Genomic DNA, 19902 nt, shown 5'->3' with positions numbered 1-19902 from the left:
TCAGCGCGCATTTTTCGGATCGGCTGAAACCGCATGTGGGAGGGGGCTTGCTCCCGATGGCGGTGGGTCAGTCAAATAGCTATCGACTGACAGGCCGCTATCGGGAGCAAGCCCCCTCCCACATTGAGCGCATTTCAATGCTTGGCCAGCGGCTTTCGCACGGGCAAAAAAAACCGCTTCCCCGAAAGGAAGCGGTTTTTCTGAACCCGGTAAGGCTTAGTAAGCCAGGCCGAAGTCTTCTTCTTTCATGTCCATCAGGTTATTGGCGCCCGACAGCATGGTCGCAACATGAGTGCGGGTACGCGGCAGGATGCGCTGGAAGTAGAAGCGCGCGGTCTGCAGCTTGGCGGTGTAGAACGCCTCTTCGCTGGTACCGGCGGCCAGTTTTTCGGCGGCCAGGCGTGCCATGTCGGCCCAGAAGTAAGCCAGGCACGCGTAACCGGAGTACATCAGGTAGTCCACCGAGGCGGCACCGACTTCTTCACGGTCTTTCATCGCGGCCATGCCGACCTTCATGGTCAACTCGCCCCACTCTTTGTTCAACGCCGCCAGCGGTGCAACGAATTCCTTGACGGCGTCGTTGCCTTCGTTGGCCTGGCAGAACTTGTGCACGATTTTGGTGAAGCCCTTGAGCGCTTCGCCCTGGGTCATCAGTACCTTGCGGCCGAGCAGGTCGAGGGCCTGGATGCCGGTGGTGCCTTCGTACAGCATCGAAATGCGGCTGTCGCGAACGTTCTGCTCCATGCCCCACTCGGCGATGAACCCGTGACCGCCGTAGATCTGTACGCCGTGGTTGGCGGACTCGAAACCAACTTCAGTCATGAACGCCTTGGCGATCGGAGTCATGAAGGCCAGCAGGCCGTCGGCCTGTTTCTTGGCTTCGTCATCGGTGCCGTACTTGACGATGTCCACTTGCTTGGCGGTGAAGTACACCATCGCACGGTTGCCTTCGGCGAAGGCTTTCATGGTCAACAGCATGCGGCGCACGTCAGGGTGCACGATGATCGGGTCGGCGGCTTTTTCCGGCGCTTTCGGGCCGGTCAGGGAACGCATTTGCAGGCGGTCACGCGCATATTTCAGGCCACCCTGGAAACCGATCTCGGCGTGGGCCAGGCCTTGCAGCGCGGTCCCCAGGCGAGCGGTGTTCATGAAGGTGAACATGCAGTTCAGGCCTTTGTTCGCCGGACCGATCAGGTAACCGGTGGCCGCGTCGAAATTCATCACGCAGGTGGCGTTGCCGTGGATGCCCATCTTGTGCTCCAGGGAGCCACAGGTCACCGCGTTGCGCTCGCCCACCGAACCATCGGCGTTGGGCAGGAATTTAGGCACGATAAACAACGAGATGCCTTTGGTGCCGGCCGGTGCATCCGGCAGGCGCGCCAGCACGATGTGGACGATATTATCGGCCATGTCGTGCTCACCGGCCGAGATGAAGATCTTGGTGCCGGACACTTTGTAGGAACCGTCAGCCTGAGGTTCGGCCTTGGTGCGCAGCATGCCCAGGTCGGTGCCGCAGTGCGGCTCGGTCAGGCACATGGTGCCGGTCCACTCGCCCGACACCAGCTTGGTCAGGTAGGCCTCTTGCTGCTCCGGCGTGCCGTGCTCGGAAATAGTGTTCATCGCACCGTGGGACAGGCCTGGGTACATGCCCCACGACCAGTTGGCTTCGCCGACCATTTCACTCACGGCAAGGCCCAGGGACTCCGGCAGACCTTGGCCGCCGTGCTCCACGTCATGGGCCAGGCTTGGCCAGCCGCCTTCGACGAACTGTTTGTAGGCTTCTTTGAAACCAGCAGGGGTTTTAACGCCTGACTCGCTCCAGGTACACCCTTCGATGTCACCCACGCGGTTCAGCGGCGCCAGCACTTGCTCACAGAACTTGGCGCCTTCTTCGAGAATGGCGTCAACCATGTCCGGAGTAGCGTCCTGGCAAGCCGGCAGGCTCTGATAGTGCGCTTCATAACCGAGCAGTTCGTCACGAACGAAGCGAATATCACGCAAGGGGGCCTTGTAGTCAGGCATAGCGATAAACCTCTGCTGATGTATCTGGGATGAACAACCGCATGGATGAGTCAGGGCGGTCAAACAGGTGTTTGAAACATACGTTTACGACCTGGGGTTGTCAAGCGTCGGCCCGCTGCCGTTTGTCTTGATACGGATCAATGGCGCACACGGCAAAGCCTGTGGCGTGGTGCCACATGATTAAGAGGAGTGTAGGAGTCCAGCGCGAGGGCACAAAACACATGTGGGAGGGGGCTTGCTCCCGATAGCGGCAGGTCAGCTATGAATAAGCTGGCTGATGGACCGCTATCGGGGGCAAGCCCCCTCCCACATTGTGCAGTGCATTCAGCGTGAGGATCAGGCGTAGGTATCGATCAGCGTACCGAGCATTTCGTCCGAAGCCTTGGCGACTTTCGCGCCAAGCTCCACTTGAAACTTGCCCTGGGCCATTTCGACCATATTGCTCGCCGAATTGGACGCCTGAGCGCGATCGTTGGCTTGCAGACGGTCGCTTTGCGCGGCCGATGGCTGGGACGTCGCGGCGCTGGCGATCTTCCCAGCGGCCTGGTCGACACGGTTCTGCCCGGCCTGGATGGTGCTCAGGCCCGAATAAAACGCGCTGCTTCCAGAGATTTCCATGGCGTAAGCCTGCCTTTAGAGAATCGTGAGAGCCAATTGAACCAGACATCCTGGTGAAAGGCCCGTTAAAAACACTAATGGCACATTGCCTTAGCGATAGCCAAAATCAGTCAAGCAGGTCCATTTCCAGGTAAGCGGCCACCGCGGCTGCCCCGGCATGCTTGAGTTTCGGTACCCGTCCAAGGCAAGGCGCCGGTAAACGCTCGGCCAGGGTGGCGAGGTTCTCTTCCAGACGAGAGGTCTTCGGGTCGATGATATTGGCCACCCAACCGGCCAGCGGTAATCCATCGCGCGCGATCGCTTCGGCGGTGAGCAGCGCATGGCTGATACACCCCAGACGCACCCCCACCACCAGGATCACCGGTAACTTGAGCGCAATGGCCAGGTCCGACAGGTTGGCTTGATCGGCCAGCGGCACGCGCCACCCCCCTGCGCCTTCGATCAACGTGAAGTCCGCTTTGTGCTCAAGCACTCGCTGCATCGGCTGGAGCAGCGCTTGCACCGTCAGCGCAACGCCCGCCTCACGTGCCGCCAGATGCGGCGCAATCGCAGGTTCAAACGCCACCGGGTTGACCTCGGCATAGGTCAACGGCAACGAACATTCGGCTAGCAGTGCCAGGGCATCGGCGTTACGCAAGCCCTTGGGCGTGATCTGGCAGCCGGAGGCCACGGGTTTTCCCGCCGCCGTGGTTTTACCCGCCTGGCGCGCGGCATGCAGCAGGCCGGCGGCGATGGTGGTCTTGCCCACGTCGGTGTCGGTACCGGTGATGAAATAAGCAGCGTTCATAGAGGTTTCTCCAGTACGGCGTACACCACCTGGTACGTAGCGGGCAAGCCCTGGACCTGACGGAGCTGTTCGTAAGCCTGGACCAGTGCCGCAACCCGCGCGCGGCCGGTCAACCCTCCCCGGCGACCGGGGTTGAGGTTATGTGCGCCCAGGGCTTTCAGCTCATGGGTCAGGCTGCGCACGTCCGGGTAATGCAGGACATGGGGCCGCCGTTCCAGGCTGGTCACCCGAAAACCGCTGGCTGCGCACAGTTGCTGATAAGCCTCGAAGGTGCGGAAACGGTTGACGTGAACCCAGCCATCCGCCGCGCGCCAGCTCTCGCGCAGCTCATCCAGCGTGCCCACGCACAGGCTGGCAAAGGCCAGCACGCCGCCCGGTTGCAGCACGCGAAGGGCTTCACTGAGGACTGCGTCGAAGTTCGCACACCACTGCACCGCCAGGCTGGAAAAAATCAGCGCGAAGCTTTCAGCCTTCAGCGGCAAGCGTTCCGCATCACCGGCGATGAAGTGCTGCGCGCCGCCTGAAGGCCGCGCATGGTTGAGCATTCCTTCGGCAATATCCAGCGCGGTGCCTTGGCTGGCAGGTAGCCGCTCCGCCAGAGCACGGCTGAAATAGCCCGTGCCGCAGCCCAGATCGAGCCAGCGTTGTGGCGCGAGTCCCGCCGGTAATTGCGCGAGCAGGGCATGGCCCACCGCTCGCTGCAACTCGGCCACGCTGTCATAACTGGCCGCAGCCCGGGAGAACGACGCGGCCACCTGGCGCTTGTCGGGCAAGGCACCCGCCAGGTGGGGATGGGATAGATCAGTCATCGACGCACTCATGCAAAAAAGCCTGGATGGCCCCCGCTACACCGTGGGGGTCCTCCAGAAGAAAAGCGTGACCGGCCTGTTCAATCAGGCCGATTTCCACATCGGGCAGCAGCGCCAGCAAGTCACTGGCGGCTTCGGCGGGCACCAGCCCATCCTGACCGGCAAACAGGTGCAGTTGCGGCCCGCGAAAGGCCTGCAAGGCGGCGCGGGTGTCCAATTGGGCAAGCAATTCCAGGCCGGGCATCAACACGCTGGGCGAGGTGTTCGGTGCCCCACTGACCAACAGACGCGAAAGCCCGCGCGGGTCGGCCGCGCCCTTGGCGCACAACAGGCCAAAGCGCTTGAGGGTGACCTGGGAGTCGGCGTGGCAGCCGGCGAGGAACGCGTCGAATGTGTCGGCAGGCATGGCCTGCGGCCAAGCATCATGGGCGACAAAACACGGATTGCTCGCCAGGGTGAGCAACCCGCAGCAACGCTCCGCGCGTCGTGCCGCCAGCTCCGAGGCGAGCATGCCGCCCAGGGACCAGCCGCCGAGCCAGGCATTGTCCGGCAGCGTGGCATCCAGTTCGTCGAGCCATTCGGTCAAATCGCTGGAGTCCAGGGCCGGCAACGGTTCGATCTGCACGTGCAAGTGTTCATTCAAGCCGTGCAACGCCGCGGCCAGCGGTTCCAGCGGCGATACACCCAGGCCCCAGCCGGGCAGCAATACCAGTCGATCACGCATGCTCGGGCTCCATGGTGTTTAACAACCGGAAACACGCTTGCAATGCGTTTAACAATAGCTGCACCTGCGCTGCGCTGTGGGCCGCCGTCAACGTCACGCGCAAACGGGCGCTGCCGGCGGGCACGGTGGGGGGACGGATCGCGGTCACCATCAGCCCGCGCTCGCGCAGCATCTGCGACAGGCGCAAGGCTCGCGCGCTGTCGCCCATCAGGATCGGCTGGATCGGCGTAAAACTGTCCATCAACTTAAGGCCGATCTGCTCGGCGCCCTGGCGGAACTGACGGATCAACCCGTTGAGGTGCTCGCGGCGCCAATGCTCGGTGCGCAGCAGCTCCAGGCTTTTGAGGGTGGCGCACGCCAGCGCCGGCGGCTGGCTGGTGGTGTAGATGTACGGCCGGGCGAATTGAATCAGGCTTTCGATCAGTTCTTCACTGCCCGCCACAAAGGCACCGGCGGTGCCGAACGCTTTACCGAGGGTGCCGACCAATACCGGCACATCTTCCTGGCTCAAGCCAAAATGCTCGACGATGCCCGCGCCGTTGGCCCCCAGCGGGCCGAAACCGTGGGCGTCATCGACCATCAACCAGGCACCTCTGGCCTTGGTTTCACGGGCCAGCGCCGGCAAATCGGCGAGGTCGCCGTCCATGCTGAATACGCCATCGGTCACCACCAGAGTGTTACCGGTGGCTTTCTCCAGGCGCTTGGCCAGGCTGGCGGCGTCGTTATGCAGGTAACGGGTGAAACGTGCCCCGGACAGCAAACCGGCATCCAGCAACGACGCATGGTTCAGACGATCTTCCAGCACGGTGTCGCCCTGCCCCACCAAGGCGGTGACCGCGCCGAGGTTGGCCATGTAGCCGGTGGTAAACAGCAATGCACGCGGGCGCCCGGTCAGGTCGGCCAGGGCTTCTTCCAGCGCGTGGTGCGGCGTGGCATGCCCCACCACCAGGTGCGACGCGCCACCGCCCACGCCCCAGCGGGACGCACCGGCGCGCCAGGCCTCGATCACCTGCGGATGGTTGGCCAGGCCCAGGTAGTCATTGTTACAAAACGCCAGGAGCGGCTTGCCGTCCACCACCACTTCCGGGCCCTGGGGGCTCTGCAGCAAGGGGCGTTGACGGTAAAGGTGTTCGGCACGGCGGGCAGCGAGGCGCGCGGCGAGATCGAAAGACATGCAGGCCTCGATTCAGCAGGGTGTTCGCGGTTCAAAAGGTGGGAGGGGGCTTGCCCCCCTCCCACCTTTGGAATGCATTTCAATCAAACGGCGGCGGCGTTGTAAAACTGTTCGCTGCTCTTCTGCTCCACCAACGCCTGTTCAATGGCGGCCTGATGCACTTCGTCGGCATGCTCTTCCCGCGCCTCCGGCAGGATCCCGAGGCGCGAGAACAGTTGCATGTCCTTGTCCGCCTGCGGGTTGGCGGTGGTCAGCAGCTTGTCGCCGTAGAAGATCGAGTTGGCACCGGCAAAGAACGCCAGGGCCTGCATCTGCTCGTTCATCGCTTCGCGGCCGGCCGACAGGCGCACATGGGATTGCGGCATCAGGATGCGCGCCACCGCCAGCATGCGGATGAAGTCGAACGGGTCGATGTCCTCGGCGTTTTCCAACGGCGTACCGGCCACCTTGACCAGCATGTTGATCGGCACCGACTCCGGATGCTCCGGCAGGTTGGCCAATTGAATCAGCAGGTTGGCGCGGTCATCCAGGGACTCACCCATGCCGAGAATACCGCCGGAGCAGATCTTCATCCCCGACTCACGCACATAGGCCAGGGTTTGCAGGCGTTCGCTGTAGGTGCGCGTGGTGATGATCGAACCGTAGAATTCCGGCGAGGTATCGAGGTTGTGGTTGTAATAGTCGAGGCCGGCCTGGGCCAACGCGACGGTCTGGTCCTGATCGAGACGGCCGAGGGTCATGCAGGTTTCCAGGCCCATGGCCTTCACGCCTTTGACCATCTCCAGCACGTAGGGCATGTCTTTGGCCGATGGATGTTTCCAGGCGGCGCCCATGCAGAAACGCGTCGAACCGATGGCCTTGGCGCGCGCAGCCTCTTCGAGGACCTTTTTCACCTCCATCAGCTTTTCTTTTTCCAGGCCGGTGTTGTAGTGACCCGACTGCGGACAATATTTGCAATCTTCCGGGCAGGCGCCGGTTTTGATCGACAGCAGGGTGGACACCTGCACGCGATTGGCGTCGAAATGCGCACGGTGCACGGTCTGCGCCTGGAACAGCAGGTCATTGAACGGCTGCACGAACAGGGCTTTGACTTCGGCCAAAGACCAATCGTGACGCAGGGTGGCAGAGGTGCTGGCGCTCATGGGTGATTCCTTGATTATGCTTTGACTAACGCTGCGGGAGGGGCAATACCCACAGGCACGACACGGATGCTCGGCATATTTAAGGAAGATTCATGCACTGTCAACCAACCCACAAACACCAGGTTTACATCTGGTTAAAAAGCGTACAATCCTGTTTGATCTGCGATGAGCGCGCCGAAAGCGCCGATTGCGTGTGCAACGCCTGCGAGACCGAGCTGCCGTGGCTGATGGAGTGCTGTGAAGTCTGCGCCCTGCCCTTGCCCATGGACGGACTGGTGTGCGGCCAATGCCAGACACATCCGCCCGCGTATAAACACGTGATTGCGCCCTGGACCTACAGCTTCCCGGTGGACAGCCTGATCAGCCGGTTCAAGCATCAGGCGCGCTGGCCGTTGGGGCACCTGCTGGGACGCTTGCTCGGGCGGCTGTTGCAGCATCGGTTCGAGAATGCCGAACTCACCCGCCCCGATTGCCTGCTGCCGGTGCCGATGCCCCCCAAACGTCTGCGCCAGCGTGGCTATAACCAGGCCGTGATGCTGGCGCGCTGGCTCAGCACCGACCTGGACATCCCCTGCGATGAACACCTGTTGCTGCGTCCCCAGGAAACCATCGCGCAACAAGACCTCGACGCCAAAACGCGCAAACGCAACCTGCTCGACGCCTTCGCCCTGGCACCCGGCGCCCGGGTGCAGGGTCGCCACCTGGCGTTGGTGGACGACGTGCTGACCACCGGCGCCACCGCCCACAGCCTGGCGCGGTTATTGATGAAGGCCGGCGCGCGCCAGGTCGATGTGTATTGCCTGGCCCGCACGCCCAAACCCGGCACGTGACTTGACTCCCGGACCGCCGGGCGGCAACGTCCGCTCATTCCAGCCAGGCGTCATCCCATGTCACTGCCCTCGCCGCTCAGCCAGCACATCATCCGCCGCCCTCAGCGCATCGCGTTGCTGGCGCATATCGCCGAGCAGGGCTCCCTCACCCGTGCCGCCAAAAGTGCCGGGTTGAGCTACAAGGCCACGTGGGACGCCATCGATGAACTGAACAACCTGGCGCAAACGCCGCTGGTGGAGCGCAGCGTCGGCGGCAAAGGCGGTGGCGGCGCCAGGCTGACGAGTGAAGGTGAACGCGTGCTGCGCCTATATCAGCGCCTGCAAGCCCTGCAAGCCGAGGTACTTGCAACAGACGAAGCAGCCCGCGACTTCAATCTGCTGGGCCGCCTGATGCTGCGCACCAGTGCGCGCAATCAACTGCACGGCCAGGTCAGCGCCATCGAGCGCCATGGGCGCAATGACAGGGTGCGCCTGGAACTGGCGGGTGGCCTGTATCTGGATGCACACATCACACACGACAGCACGCAACGGCTGGAGCTGGAGCCCGGCGTGGAAGTGGTCGCCCTGATCAAGGCCGGCTGGCTGGAATTATTGGCCATCGGGCAAACCGCAACACTTGGACACAATTGCTTGAGCGGTGTGATTGAGACGATTCTCGACGCTGAAGACGGCCCCAGCGAAGTCCGAATCGGCCTGCCAAGCGGTCAGGTGCTATGTGCCCTGGCGCAGCCCGCCGCACTGAGCGCACTCAACGCCGCGCCTGGCCAGCCGGTCCAGGTGCAATTCGCCCCCGGCCAGGTATTGCTTGGCACGCCGGTGTAGCCGGCACCCGCCATCAAACTGCAACAATTTCGTCACGCCCGCTCCTTAAGGTGTCTGCAAAAACCGTAAGGAGCCTGACATGAGCCTGCTGGAAGAAAACCAAGCCACCGACCTCGAACAGATGGTCGGCCTCACCCGTCGCCGCTTTATCGGTGCCGGCGCCCTGTGCGGTGCGGCGATGTTCCTGGGCGGCAACCTGCTCAGTCGCAGCGCCCTGGCCGTGAATGCCGCCTCTGTCAGCCCGTTGCTGGGCTTTACCGGCATCGCCGCCGCCACCAGCGACACCATCAGCCTGCCGCCCGGCTACAGCGCCTCGGTGCTGATCAGCTGGGGCCAGCCGTTGAGCAAGCAGGCGCCGGCCTTCGATCCCTCCGGCAACGGCACGGCCAAGGCCCAGGAACAGCAGTTCGGCGACAACAATGACGGCATGAGCCTGTTTCCCTTCCCCGGCGACGACAACCGCGCCTTGATGGCGATCAACAACGAATACACCAACTACCGCTACCTCTACGCCCACGGCGGCGCACCGCAATCGGCCGAAGACGTGCGCAAGGCCCTGGCCAGCGAAGGCGTGTCGGTGATCGAAATACAGCGCAAGGGCGATACCTGGCAGTTCGTCCAGGACTCACGCTATAACCGGCGCATTCACGGCAACACGCCAATCCGCCTGAGCGGCCCCGCCGCCGGCCACGACTGGCTGAAAACCGGCGCCGACAACACCGGCAAGAACGCTCTGGGCACCTTCCAGAACTGCGCCAACGGCAAGACCCCGTGGGGCACTTACCTCACCTGCGAAGAGAACTTCACCGACTGTTTCGGCAGCAGCAACCCCCAGCAGGTCTTCGACGCCGGGCAAAAACGCTACGGCGCGGTCGCCGCCAGCAAAGACATCAACTGGCACCCGCACGACCCGCGCTTCGACATGGCCACGAACCCCAACGAACTCAATCGTCACGGCTGGGTGGTGGAAATCGACCCGTTCGACCCGCAATCCACCCCGGTCAAGCGCACCGCCCTGGGCCGTTTCAAGCACGAAAACGCGGCCCTGGCCGAGACCCGCGACGGACGCGCCGTGGTGTACATGGGCGATGATGAACGTGGCGAATTCATCTACAAGTTCGTCAGCCGCGATCCGATCAACCACGACAACCCGAAGGCCAACAAGGATTTGCTCGATCACGGCACCTTGTACGTGGCGATCTTCGACGCGGGCAATGGCGATGCCGATCATCCCAAGGGCAAGGGCCAGTGGGTCGAACTCACCCATGGCAAAAACGGCATCGACGCCGGCACAGGCTTTGCCAGCCAGGCCGAAGTGCTGATCCATGCGCGCCTGGCCGCCAGCGTGGTGAACGCCACGCGCATGGACCGCCCGGAATGGATCGTGGTCAGCCCCATCGACGGCCAGGTCTACTGCACCCTCACCAACAACGCCAAGCGTGGCGAAGACGGCCAGCCGGTGGGCGGGCCCAACCCGCGTGAGAAGAACGTCTATGGCCAGATCCTGCGCTGGAAAGCCGACGCCGATAACCACGGTGCCACGGACTTCACCTGGGACCTGTTCGTCGTCGCCGGCAACCCCGGCGTACACGCGGGCGCGCCGAAGGGCGGCTCGTCCAACATCAACCCGCAGAACATGTTCAACAGCCCGGACGGCCTGGGTTTCGACAAGGCCGGTCGCCTGTGGATTCTCACCGACGGCGACTACAGCAACGCGGGCGACTTCGCCGGCATGGGCAACAACCAGATGCTGTGTGCCGACCCGGGCACCGGGGAGATTCGTCGCTTCATGGTCGGGCCGGTGGCGTGTGAAGTCACCGGGATCAGCTTTTCGCCGGATCAGAAAACGCTGTTTGTGGGTATTCAACATCCCGGTGAAACTGGCGGCTCGACGTGGCCGGAGCATCTGCCGAACGGCAAGCCGCGTTCGTCGGTGCTGGCGATTCGGCGCGATGATGGCGGGGTTGTCGGCGCCTGACAGGGCCTCATCGAGGGCAAGTCGAATCGTCGCACCGCCCCTCCCACCTTTACCTGTATTCACAAATCAAGTGTGGGAGGGGGCTTGCCCCCGATAGCAATAGCACAGCCACCACCTATCTCAGCCCCGGTGCGTTACCATACCCGGCCGGACGCGGCGACCTGCTGCGCGCAGGAGTTCGCATGGCCCACCCGTTTGAAACACTCACCCCTGACCTGGTTCTCGACGCCGTCGAAAGCATCGGTTTTCTCAGCGATGCGCGCATTTTGGCGCTCAACAGCTACGAAAACCGCGTGTATCAGGTGGGCATCGAAGATTCCGAGCCCCTGATCGCCAAGTTCTACCGGCCGCAGCGCTGGACCAACGAAGCGATCCTGGAAGAACACCGTTTCACCTTCGAACTGGCTGAATGCGACGTGCCGGTGGTCGCGCCGCTGATCCACAACGGCGCAAGCCTGTTCGAGCACCAGGGTTTCCGCTTCACCCTGTTTCCGCGCCGTGGCGGCCGCGCGCCGGAGCCGGGCAACCTCGACCAGCTCTATCGCCTCGGGCAACTGCTCGGCCGTTTGCATGCCGTGGGGTCCACCCGCCCGTTCGAACACCGCGAGGCCCTCGGCGTAAAGAACTTCGGTCATGATTCCCTGACCACCCTGCTCGAAGGCAACTTCATTCCCAAGAGCCTGCTACCGGCCTACGAGTCCGTGGCCCGCGACCTGCTCAAGCGCGTGGAAGAGGTCTACAAGGCCACCCCGCACAAGAACATCCGCATGCACGGCGACTGCCACCCCGGCAACATGATGTGCCGCGACGAGATGTTCCACATCGTCGACCTGGATGACTGCCGCATGGGCCCGGCGGTGCAGGACCTGTGGATGATGCTCGCCGGCGATCGCCAGGAATGCCTGGGCCAATTGTCGGAATTGATGGACGGCTACCAGGAGTTCCACGACTTCGACCCGCGGGAACTGGCCCTGATCGAACCCTTGCGCGCCCTGCGCCTGATGCACTACAGCGCCTGGTTGGCGCGGCGCTGGGACGACCCGGCATTTCCCCACAGCTTCCCGTGGTTTGGCAGCGAGCGCTATTGGGGTGATCAAGTGCTGGCGTTGCGTGAGCAGCTGTCGGCCCTCAACGAAGAACCGCTGAAACTCTTCTGACTGCTGCGCTTTAGGTGGGAGGGGGCTTGCCCCCGAAGGCGGCCTGTCAGCTGAGGCATATGGCGACCGATACCCCGCTATCGGGGGCAAGCTCCCTCCCACATAAAAGCGAAGCGGGGCCCCATGCATGGACAAATATCCTTACAATCGCGCTTTGTAAGCTGCCTGAGCAAGGATTCTGCAATGCACGCCGCCAACCCCCGCAAGGGTTACATCCTGGGCCTGAGCGCCTATGTCATCTGGGGCCTGTTCCCGCTGTATTTCAAAGCCATTGCCAGTGTCCCCGCCGCCGAGATCATCGTGCATCGCGTGCTGTGGTCGGCGCTGTTCGGTGGCTTGCTGTTGATGGTGTGGAAACACCCGGGCTGGTTTCGCGAGCTGCGCGACAACCCCAGGCGCCTGGCGATCCTGGCCCTCAGCGGTTCGTTGATCGCGGCCAACTGGCTGACGTATGTATGGTCGGTCAACACCGGGCGCATGCTGGAAGCGAGCCTGGGTTACTACATCAACCCGCTGGTCAACGTACTGCTGGGGATGCTGCTGCTCGGCGAACGCCTGCGCCGCCTGCAATGGGTAGCCGTGGTTCTGGCGGCGGTCGGTGTGGCGCAACAGGTGTGGCAAGTCGGCAGTTTGCCGTGGGTATCGCTGGTACTGGCGCTGACGTTTGGCTTCTACGGGCTGATCCGCAAACAGGCGCCGGTAAAAGCCCTGCCGGGGCTGGTGGTGGAAACCTGGATGCTGGTCCCGATTGCCATCGCCTGGTTGCTGTTCAACCCGACGGCCCACAGCGCACAGCTGGAATTCTGGAGCACCTCCGAGGCCTGGTGGCTGGTGGCCGCAGGCCCGGTGACGCTGATCCCGCTGGTCTGTTTCAACGCCGCCGCGCGGCATCTGCCTTACACGGCACTGGGCTTTCTGCAGTACGTAGCGCCCACCCTGGTGCTGCTGGAAGCCGTGCTGCTGTTCGGCGAACACCTGGCGCCCAGCACGCTGACCGCCTTCGCCTTTATCTGGGCGGGCCTGGTGGTGTACAGCGTGGATATCTGGCTGAGCGTGCGCAAACGCTGATCAAAAAACGTTCAAAGCCCTGCAAGCCATAGCCGGCCTGGCTTGCAGACATTCACCCCAAGGTTATCCACAACCTGGTCCCCGCCATTTGTGCACAAGCCCTTGAAACTGCTCGTTTTTTGCTCAGCTGGCGCAGAAGCCCGGCCAGCGGGGCCTGGCGTCGAGTCTCTACAGGTTATCCACAGGCCCATGCAAGATTTCCATGCATAACCTGATGGGGGTCATTCATCGTTGCGCAGTTCTACCATCAAATCGTCTGCCAGGGTTTCAAGGGACGCCTGCAACGTCTCCAGGGATAAGCTAGACGGCACCTGCAACAAGGCCTCGGCGTTGAACAGCGGATCGCCGCTCATCGGGGCCGGGCGCACATCGGTGCTCAAGCGCTCCAGGTTGACGCCCTGCCTGCTCAACAGCGCAGTGATCTCCCGCACGATGCCCGCGCGATCATTGCCCACCAGGGTCATCACGATCGGTTTGGAAGCCGATGCCTGGCCGGAACTGCCCTCGCCCACCAGTACGCGAATGCCGTGGGTGGATAAGTCCTCCAGCGCCCCCACCAGTTCCTGACGGTTCTCTGCGGGAACGCTGACGCGCAGGATCCCGGCAAACTGCCCAGCCATATGGGCCATGCGGCTCTCCAGCCAGTTGCCACCGTGGGCAGCGATGTTGTGCGCGATGCGTTCAACCAGGCCGGGTTTGTCGGCGGCGATAATTGTGAGTACAAGATGATCCATGGCGAAGTACCTCGGGTGCGATTCCTGTAGGAGCGAGCTTGCTCGCGAAGGTCGTCAACGATAACGCGAAAAAACTGACACCAGCGGTGCTCTTAGGTTTTTCGCGAGCTAGCTCGCTCCTACAAGGTGGACGCGCGGTAGCTCGAAAACAAATCGTGTACCATTTTTATATTTATCTGGAACAATCCAATAGTTTTTTGAGAACATCCGATTCTCCGCTGTGACCGTACGACCAAAGTGGGTCGCTAAACGACGTATTTAGTCTAATTTTCACAACCGCAAGTCATCATGTAGTATGCCCAACCGTGCACTACATAATGAAAATCTGAAAAAGCGCATAAGCTCCGCAGAGTGAGGCAAGCAATGACTGAACACGTTCAAGTCGGTGGCCTGCAGGTCGCCAAAGTCCTGTTCGACTTCGTGAACAACGAAGCCATTCCCGGTACCGGCATCACTGCCGACCAGTTCTGGGCCGGCGCCGACAAGGTTATTCACGACCTGGCGCCGAAGAACAAAGCCCTGCTCGCCAAACGCGACGATTTCCAGGCGCGCATCGATACCTGGCACCAGACCCATGCCGGCCAGGCCCACGACCCGGTGGCCTACAAAGCCTTCCTGCAAGACATCGGATACCTGCTGCCAGAAGCCGCAGACTTCCAGGCTTCGACCCAAAACGTCGACGACGAAATCGCACGCATGGCCGGCCCTCAATTGGTGGTGCCGGTGATGAACGCCCGCTTTGCCCTCAATGCTTCCAATGCACGTTGGGGTTCGCTGTATGACGCGCTGTATGGCACCGATGCCATCAGCGAAGCCGACGGCGCGCAAAAGGGCAAGGGCTACAACAAAGTGCGCGGCGACAAGGTCATCGCCTTCGCCCGCGCCTTCCTCGATGAAGCCGCGCCGCTCAGCGCCGGCAGCCACGTCGACTCCACCGGCTACAAGATCGTCGACGGCAAGCTGATCGTCAGCCTCAAGGGCGGCAGCAACAGCGGCCTGCGTGACGACGCGCAGCTGATCGGGTTCCAGGGCCCTGCGGCCGAGCCGATTGCGATCCTGTTCAAGCACAACGGCCTGCATTTCGAGCTCCAGATCGACGCCGGCACCCCGGTCGGCCAGACCGACGCCGCCGGCGTCAAAGACGTGCTGATGGAAGCTGCGCTGACCACCATCATGGACTGCGAAGACTCCGTCGCCGCCGTGGATGCCGACGACAAAGTGGTGATCTACCGCAACTGGCTCGGCCTGATGAAGGGCGACCTGGCCGAAGAAGTGGCCAAGGGCGGCAAGACCTTTACCCGCACCATGAACCCTGATCGCGTCTACACCGGCGTGGATGGCAACGACGTCACCCTGCACGGCCGCTCGCTGTTGTTCGTGCGCAACGTTGGCCACTTGATGACCATCGACGCGATCCTCGATAAAGACGGCAACGAAGTGCCGGAAGGCATCCTCGACGGCCTGCTCACCAGCCTGGCGGCGATCCACAGCCTCAACGGCAACAGCTCGCGCAAGAACAGCCGCACAGGTTCCGTGTACATCGTCAAACCGAAGATGCATGGCCCCGAAGAAGCGGCGTTCACCAACGAGCTGTTCGGCCGCATCGAAGACGTGCTGAACCTTGCGCGTAATACGCTGAAAGTCGGGATCATGGACGAGGAGCGCCGCACCACGGTCAACCTCAAGGCCTGCATCAAGGCGGCCAGCGAGCGCGTGGTGTTCATCAACACCGGCTTCCTCGACCGCACCGGCGACGAAATCCACACCTCCATGGAAGCCGGCGCCATGGTGCGCAAGGCCGCCATGAAATCCGAGAAGTGGATCGGCGCCTACGAAAACTGGAACGTCGATATTGGCTTGAGCACTGGCCTGCAAGGGCGTGCACAGATCGGTAAAGGCATGTGGGCGATGCCCGACCTGATGGCCGCGATGCTCGAACAGAAAATCGCTCACCCACTGGCCGGTGCCAACACGGCCTGGGTACCGTCGCCAACGGCGGCTGCACTGCATGCATTGCACTACCACAAAGTCGATGTGTTCGCCCGCCAGGCCGAGTTGGCCAAGCGCGAGCGTGCCTCGGTGGATGACATCCTGACGATTCCTCTGGCGCAACATACCAATTGGTCCGAAGAAGAGATCCGCAACGAACTGGACAACAATGCCCAGGGCATTCTTGGCTACGTGGTGCGCTGGATCGACCAGGGCGTCGGTTGTTCGAAAGTGCCGGACATCAACGATGTGGGCCTGATGGAAGACCGCGCCACCCTGCGAATCTCCAGCCAGCACATCGCCAACTGGTTGCGCCACGGCATCGTCAATGAAGCCCAGGTCATGGAAAGCCTCAAGCGCATGGCGCCGGTGGTGGACCGCCAGAATGCCGGGGACGCGCTGTACCGCCCGCTGGCGCCGGATTTCGACAGCAACATCGCGTTCCAGGCGGCGGTGGAGTTGGTGATTGAAGGAACCAGACAGCCCAACGGTTACACCGAGCCGGTGTTGCACCGCCGGCGTCGGGAGTTCAAGGCTAAAAATGGCCTGTGAATGAAAAAAGCCCTGATCGCCAGATCAGGGCTTTTTATTTGCGGGTGGGGTGGCTGGACTGGCGCTATCGGGGGCAAGCCCCCTCCCACACTTTGATTTGTGAGCACATTCAAATGTGGGAGGGGGCTTGCCCCCGATGAGGCCATCACACTCACCACAAAAATCAGGAAACCATCCCCAACTCGCGCTTCACCAGCTTCGCCAACTTAACGCTATCAATCGGCTTGAGCAGAAAGTCCACCACGCTCAAATGCATCGCATCAATCACATCCGGCGCTTCGGCGTCACCCGACATGATGATGATCGGCAACGCCGCACGGGTCGATTCGCGCACCTGGCGGATCAGCTGCAAACCGTTGCTCGGCGCCATGCGCAAATCGGTGATCAGCAAACCAATGGAACTGTGCGACTTCAACAACTCCCACGCGCGCTCCCCGTTGTCAGCCGTCATGCAGCGAATGCCGTCCAGCCCGAGGATTTCCGCCAGCAGTTCACGCGCATCCTTGTCGTCGTCCACGATCAACACGCGTTGTGGCGGTAAATCAGGCTCCAGCATCACGGCGCTCAGCGCCTCGCGCTCGGCATCACTCAAAATATCGTGGTCGGACATACGTTTCTCAGCAATTCTTATCAATCTCCCAGCACTCGTCAGACATCTGCGGAAGGGCGAACAATGTGCACTTCGTCGGAAAGTTTGCCTAGTGGGCGTTCCACGGGTTTTGGACGATAGTCATGTAAGGCTTTTCCCTAGTTGTGCGCAGGGGTCACCGACCTAGACTTACGTCCAATGGGCACCCGCCGTACAGAAGTCGACCATGCAGCACGATAACGACAAAAAAACTGCGGTCACTGTTATGAGTAAAGCTGATGCTTTCACGCAGGCGGGTAAAACCGCCGTGTTGCAGAACATCCACGGCACCCTGCAATTCCTGCAGCGCTTCCCACCGTTCAACCAGATGGAAAATGCGCACCTGGCGTTTCTGGTGGAACAGTGCCAACTGCGTTTCTATGGCCCCGGCGACAGCATCCTCAAGCCGTCGGGCGGGCCGGTCGAGCATTTTTATATCGTCAAGCAGGGTCGCGTGGTCGGCGAGCGGCCGGACTCGACAGACCCCACCTTCGAGATCACCACCGGCGAATGCTTCCCCCTCGCCGCCTTGCTCGGTGAACGCGCCACCCGCACCGAGCACAAAGCCTGCGAAGACACCTTTTGCCTGCAACTGAACAAGATGGCGTTCATCAAGCTGTTCGCCCTTTCCAGCCCGTTTCGTGATTTCGCCTTGCGCGGTGTCAGCAGCCTGCTCGACCAGGTCAACCAGCAGGTGCAGCAAAAAGCCGTGGAAACCCTCGGCACCCAATACTCGTTGAACACTCGCCTGGGTGAACTGGCGATGCGCCACCCGGTCATGTGCAGCCCGGACACTGCGCTGCGCGAAGCGGTGCGGCTGATGCATGAGCAGCAGGTCGGCAGCATTGTGATTGTCGATGAGCACAAGGCGCCGCTGGGCATCTTCACCCTGCGTGACCTGCGCCAAGTGGTGGCCGACGGCACCGTTGATTTCAGTCAAGGCATCGCCGCCCATATGACCCAGGCGCCGTTCTTCCTGAGCCCGGACCACAGCGCGTTCGACGCGGCGATCGCCATGACCGAGCGGCATATCGCCCATGTGTGCCTGGTGCAGGACCAACGCCTGTGCGGCGTGGTCTCGGAGCGCGACCTGTTTTCCCTGCAACGCGTCGACCTGGTGCACCTGGCGCGTACCATCCGCAACGCATCCCGTGTGGAACAACTGGTGGCGATCCGCGGCGAGATCGGCCAGCTGGTCGAACGCATGCTGGCCCACGGCGCGTCGTCTACGCAGATCACCCACATCATTACCTTGCTTAACGATCACACCGTGTGCCGGGTCATCGAGTTGACCCTGGCGGAAAAAGGCGACCCTGGCGTGCCCTTCAGTTGGCTGTGCTTTGGCAGCGAAGGCCGCCGCGAACAGACGCTGTACACCGACCAGGACAACGGCATCCTGTTCGAGGCCCGAGACGCGGTGGAAGCCGCCGAGATTCGCGAGCGCCTGCTGCCCCTGGCGCAGCAGATCAACCAGAGCCTGGCGCTGTGCGGTTTCAGCCTGTGCAAGGGCAATATCATGGCCGGCAACCCGGAACTGTGCCTGTCACGGGCCGAATGGGCCCGACGGTTTGCCGCCTTCATTCGCGACGCCACGCCGGAGAACCTGCTGGGTTCGAGCATCTATTTCGACCTGCGCGTGGTGTGGGGCGATGAGCAGGGTTGCGCACAACTGCGCCAGGGCATTCTGGATCAGGTGGCGGACAACCGGCTGTTCCAACGCATGCTGGCCGAGAACGCCTTGCGCCAACGCCCACCCGTAGGGCGCTTTCGCGAGTTTGTGCTGACGCGCAAAAGCGGCGAAAAGGCCACCCTGGATCTCAAGGTGCAGGGCCTTACGCCGTTCGTGGACGGTGCGCGCCTGTTGGCCCTGGCCCATGGCATCCACGCCAACAACACCCTGGAGCGGCTGCGCCAGTTGGTCGCCAGACAGGTGATCGAGCCACTGGACGGGGCGGCGTACGAAGAGGCTTACCACTTCATTCAACAAACCCGCATGCAGCAGCATCAGGTACAGACCCGGGAAAACCTGCCGTATTCCAACCGCGTCGATCCTGACAGCCTCAATCACCTGGACCGGCGCATCCTGCGCGAATCCCTGCGTCAGGCCCAGCGCCTGCAAAGCAGCCTGACCTTGCGGTATCAGCTGTGAGCCTGTTCAGCTGGCTGCGCGCGAAAAAACCGCGGCTCAATGCGGCGCAGCAGCAACGCCTGGGCCAACTGCCCGCGCCCGCCGCACTGGGCGATGCGCCCTTGCGCAGCCAGCGCTGGGTGGTGGTCGACCTGGAAACCAGCGGCCTGCACATCAACCGTGACCAGGTGCTGTCCATCGGCGCCGTGGTCATCGAGGACGGTGCGGTGGACTTCTCGCAGATGTTCGAACGCACCCTGCAACGCACCGCCGGCAAACTCAGCCCCAGCGTGCTGATCCACGGCCTCGGCCCCAGCGCAATCGCGGCCGGCAGCGACCCGGTGGATGCGCTGCTGGATTTCATGGCGTTCGTGGACGACAGCCCGCTGCTGGCCTTCCATGCGCCGTTCGATCAACACATGCTGAGCCGGGCGCTCAAGGAAAGCCTGGGTTATCGCCTGGGCCATCCCTTTCTCGATGTGGCCGATATCGCCCCGCTGTTGTGCCCCGAGGCGAACATCCGTGAGGCCGGTCTGGATGAATGGATCAACCATTTCGGGTTGCAGGTGGGCGAGCGCCATCACGCCAGTGCCGATGCACTGGCCACGGCGGAGCTGATGCTGATCCTGTTCAGCCGCGCACGCCAGCAACACATCGACACGCCCCACGCGCTGCACGCGCGCTTGAGCCAATGGCGGCGGCGTAAACAGGCGCCATCGTTTTAGTGGCGCTGCCCGACA

At 62.3% G+C, this 19902-nt stretch carries 17 protein-coding genes; 8 read left to right on the top strand and 9 right to left on the bottom strand.

All coding sequences use genetic code 11. The features are described from left to right. Positions 1–216: 216 nt before the first annotated feature. The 7 genes from PspCFBP13528_RS03110 to bioB all read right to left on the bottom strand — a co-directional run bounded on the left by PspCFBP13528_RS03110 (position 217) and on the right by bioB (position 7276). A complete protein-coding gene (locus PspCFBP13528_RS03110; RefSeq protein WP_101219891.1) occupies positions 217–2022 on the bottom strand; it encodes a phenylacyl-CoA dehydrogenase in 1806 nt (601 codons plus the stop codon). Positions 2023–2358: 336 nt separating this feature from the next. Continuing rightward, positions 2359–2640, bottom strand: coding sequence for a pyrroloquinoline quinone biosynthesis protein PqqE (locus tag PspCFBP13528_RS03105; protein WP_065950940.1), 282 nt, complete (start codon positions 2638–2640; stop codon positions 2359–2361). A gap of 106 nt (positions 2641–2746) precedes the next feature. After that, positions 2747–3427: a dethiobiotin synthase gene (gene bioD / locus PspCFBP13528_RS03100; RefSeq protein ID WP_137199623.1), complete on the bottom strand. Its 681-nt coding sequence runs from the start codon at positions 3425–3427 to the stop codon at positions 2747–2749. Further along, complete coding sequence (gene bioC, locus PspCFBP13528_RS03095) at positions 3424–4236, bottom strand: malonyl-ACP O-methyltransferase BioC (RefSeq protein WP_137199622.1); 813 nt, start codon at positions 4234–4236, stop codon at positions 3424–3426. Before bioC ends, bioD begins: the two co-directional genes overlap by 4 nt. Next, on the bottom strand, positions 4229–4960 hold the full coding sequence (locus PspCFBP13528_RS03090) for an alpha/beta fold hydrolase (RefSeq protein WP_101219888.1): 732 nt from the start codon (positions 4958–4960) through the stop codon (positions 4229–4231). Before PspCFBP13528_RS03090 ends, bioC begins: the two co-directional genes overlap by 8 nt. Beyond that, positions 4953–6134 carry an 8-amino-7-oxononanoate synthase gene (bioF, locus tag PspCFBP13528_RS03085; protein WP_065950944.1) on the bottom strand — a complete coding sequence of 394 codons (1182 nt, stop codon included), beginning with the start codon at positions 6132–6134 and terminating at the stop codon, positions 4953–4955. The genes PspCFBP13528_RS03090 and bioF overlap by 8 nt, the downstream gene beginning before the upstream one ends. An 83-nt stretch (positions 6135–6217) precedes the next feature. Further along, the gene (gene bioB, locus PspCFBP13528_RS03080; protein ID WP_137199621.1) at positions 6218–7276 is read right to left on the bottom strand and encodes a biotin synthase BioB; all 1059 of its coding nucleotides are present in this window, start codon (positions 7274–7276) and stop codon (positions 6218–6220) included. Between the two features lie 92 nt (positions 7277–7368). On the opposite strand from bioB, the gene PspCFBP13528_RS03075 reads away from it, so the two are divergent. From PspCFBP13528_RS03075 to rarD, 5 genes are all read left to right on the top strand, one after another. Beyond that, on the top strand, positions 7369–8106 hold the full coding sequence (locus tag PspCFBP13528_RS03075; protein ID WP_101219886.1) for a ComF family protein: 738 nt from the start codon (positions 7369–7371) through the stop codon (positions 8104–8106). Between the two features lie 57 nt (positions 8107–8163). Next, positions 8164–8928, top strand: a complete 765-nt coding sequence (locus tag PspCFBP13528_RS03070; RefSeq protein ID WP_101219885.1) for a TOBE domain-containing protein — start codon at positions 8164–8166, stop codon at positions 8926–8928. A 79-nt stretch (positions 8929–9007) separates the two neighbouring features. After that, on the top strand, positions 9008–10906 hold the full coding sequence (locus tag PspCFBP13528_RS03065; RefSeq protein ID WP_137199620.1) for a PhoX family phosphatase: 1899 nt from the start codon (positions 9008–9010) through the stop codon (positions 10904–10906). Positions 10907–11088: 182 nt separating this feature from the next. Further along, on the top strand, positions 11089–12063 hold the full coding sequence (locus PspCFBP13528_RS03060) for a serine/threonine protein kinase (protein WP_003176519.1): 975 nt from the start codon (positions 11089–11091) through the stop codon (positions 12061–12063). 183 nt (positions 12064–12246) lie between these two features. Continuing rightward, the gene (gene rarD, locus PspCFBP13528_RS03055; protein WP_065934285.1) at positions 12247–13131 is read left to right on the top strand and encodes an EamA family transporter RarD; all 885 of its coding nucleotides are present in this window, start codon (positions 12247–12249) and stop codon (positions 13129–13131) included. A 221-nt stretch (positions 13132–13352) separates the two neighbouring features. On the opposite strand, the gene PspCFBP13528_RS03050 is transcribed toward rarD, so the two are convergent. Continuing rightward, positions 13353–13865 carry an ACT domain-containing protein gene (locus PspCFBP13528_RS03050; protein WP_065949521.1) on the bottom strand — a complete coding sequence of 171 codons (513 nt, stop codon included), beginning with the start codon at positions 13863–13865 and terminating at the stop codon, positions 13353–13355. Positions 13866–14228: 363 nt separating this feature from the next. Between PspCFBP13528_RS03050 and PspCFBP13528_RS03045 the strand changes: the two genes are divergently transcribed. Continuing rightward, complete coding sequence (locus PspCFBP13528_RS03045; protein WP_137199619.1) at positions 14229–16406, top strand: malate synthase G; 2178 nt, start codon at positions 14229–14231, stop codon at positions 16404–16406. A 163-nt stretch (positions 16407–16569) separates the two neighbouring features. Here PspCFBP13528_RS03045 and PspCFBP13528_RS03040 read toward each other — a convergent pair whose 3' ends face one another. Then, positions 16570–17016 (bottom strand): response regulator, encoded by a 447-nt coding sequence (locus PspCFBP13528_RS03040; RefSeq protein ID WP_065949519.1) that lies wholly within the window; start codon positions 17014–17016, stop codon positions 16570–16572. A 244-nt stretch (positions 17017–17260) separates the two neighbouring features. Here PspCFBP13528_RS03040 and PspCFBP13528_RS03035 point away from each other — a divergent pair, with 244 nt between their 5' ends. Then, complete coding sequence (locus PspCFBP13528_RS03035; RefSeq protein ID WP_178084412.1) at positions 17261–19183, top strand: putative nucleotidyltransferase substrate binding domain-containing protein; 1923 nt, start codon at positions 17261–17263, stop codon at positions 19181–19183. Next, positions 19180–19887, top strand: a complete 708-nt coding sequence (locus PspCFBP13528_RS03030; RefSeq protein ID WP_137199618.1) for a 3'-5' exonuclease — start codon at positions 19180–19182, stop codon at positions 19885–19887. Before PspCFBP13528_RS03035 ends, PspCFBP13528_RS03030 begins: the two co-directional genes overlap by 4 nt. The last annotated feature ends 15 nt before the right edge of the window (positions 19888–19902 follow it).

It is taken from the genome of Pseudomonas sp. CFBP13528, from assembly GCF_005233615.1.
GTDB lineage: Bacteria > Pseudomonadota > Gammaproteobacteria > Pseudomonadales > Pseudomonadaceae > Aquipseudomonas > Aquipseudomonas fluorescens_AM.
This window is presented reverse-complemented; position numbering and strand designations above follow the sequence as displayed.

What these genes read in the sequence shown, in the direction of transcription:
- PspCFBP13528_RS03110 (WP_101219891.1), bottom strand. Translation starts at nt 2,022, where the DNA reads ATGCCTGACTACAAGGCCCCCTTGCGTGATATTCGCTTCGTTCGTGAC.
- PspCFBP13528_RS03105 (WP_065950940.1), bottom strand. Translation starts at nt 2,640, where the DNA reads ATGGAAATCTCTGGAAGCAGCGCGTTTTATTCGGGCCTGAGCACCATC.
- bioD (WP_137199623.1), bottom strand. Translation starts at nt 3,427, where the DNA reads ATGAACGCTGCTTATTTCATCACCGGTACCGACACCGACGTGGGCAAG.
- bioC (WP_137199622.1), bottom strand. Translation starts at nt 4,236, where the DNA reads ATGACTGATCTATCCCATCCCCACCTGGCGGGTGCCTTGCCCGACAAG.
- PspCFBP13528_RS03090 (WP_101219888.1), bottom strand. Translation starts at nt 4,960, where the DNA reads ATGCGTGATCGACTGGTATTGCTGCCCGGCTGGGGCCTGGGTGTATCG.
- bioF (WP_065950944.1), bottom strand. Translation starts at nt 6,134, where the DNA reads ATGTCTTTCGATCTCGCCGCGCGCCTCGCTGCCCGCCGTGCCGAACAC.
- bioB (WP_137199621.1), bottom strand. Translation starts at nt 7,276, where the DNA reads ATGAGCGCCAGCACCTCTGCCACCCTGCGTCACGATTGGTCTTTGGCC.
- PspCFBP13528_RS03075 (WP_101219886.1), top strand. Translation starts at nt 7,369, where the DNA reads ATGCACTGTCAACCAACCCACAAACACCAGGTTTACATCTGGTTAAAA.
- PspCFBP13528_RS03070 (WP_101219885.1), top strand. Translation starts at nt 8,164, where the DNA reads ATGTCACTGCCCTCGCCGCTCAGCCAGCACATCATCCGCCGCCCTCAG.
- PspCFBP13528_RS03065 (WP_137199620.1), top strand. Translation starts at nt 9,008, where the DNA reads ATGAGCCTGCTGGAAGAAAACCAAGCCACCGACCTCGAACAGATGGTC.
- PspCFBP13528_RS03060 (WP_003176519.1), top strand. Translation starts at nt 11,089, where the DNA reads ATGGCCCACCCGTTTGAAACACTCACCCCTGACCTGGTTCTCGACGCC.
- rarD (WP_065934285.1), top strand. Translation starts at nt 12,247, where the DNA reads ATGCACGCCGCCAACCCCCGCAAGGGTTACATCCTGGGCCTGAGCGCC.
- PspCFBP13528_RS03050 (WP_065949521.1), bottom strand. Translation starts at nt 13,865, where the DNA reads ATGGATCATCTTGTACTCACAATTATCGCCGCCGACAAACCCGGCCTG.
- PspCFBP13528_RS03045 (WP_137199619.1), top strand. Translation starts at nt 14,229, where the DNA reads ATGACTGAACACGTTCAAGTCGGTGGCCTGCAGGTCGCCAAAGTCCTG.
- PspCFBP13528_RS03040 (WP_065949519.1), bottom strand. Translation starts at nt 17,016, where the DNA reads ATGTCCGACCACGATATTTTGAGTGATGCCGAGCGCGAGGCGCTGAGC.
- PspCFBP13528_RS03035 (WP_178084412.1), top strand. Translation starts at nt 17,261, where the DNA reads ATGAGTAAAGCTGATGCTTTCACGCAGGCGGGTAAAACCGCCGTGTTG.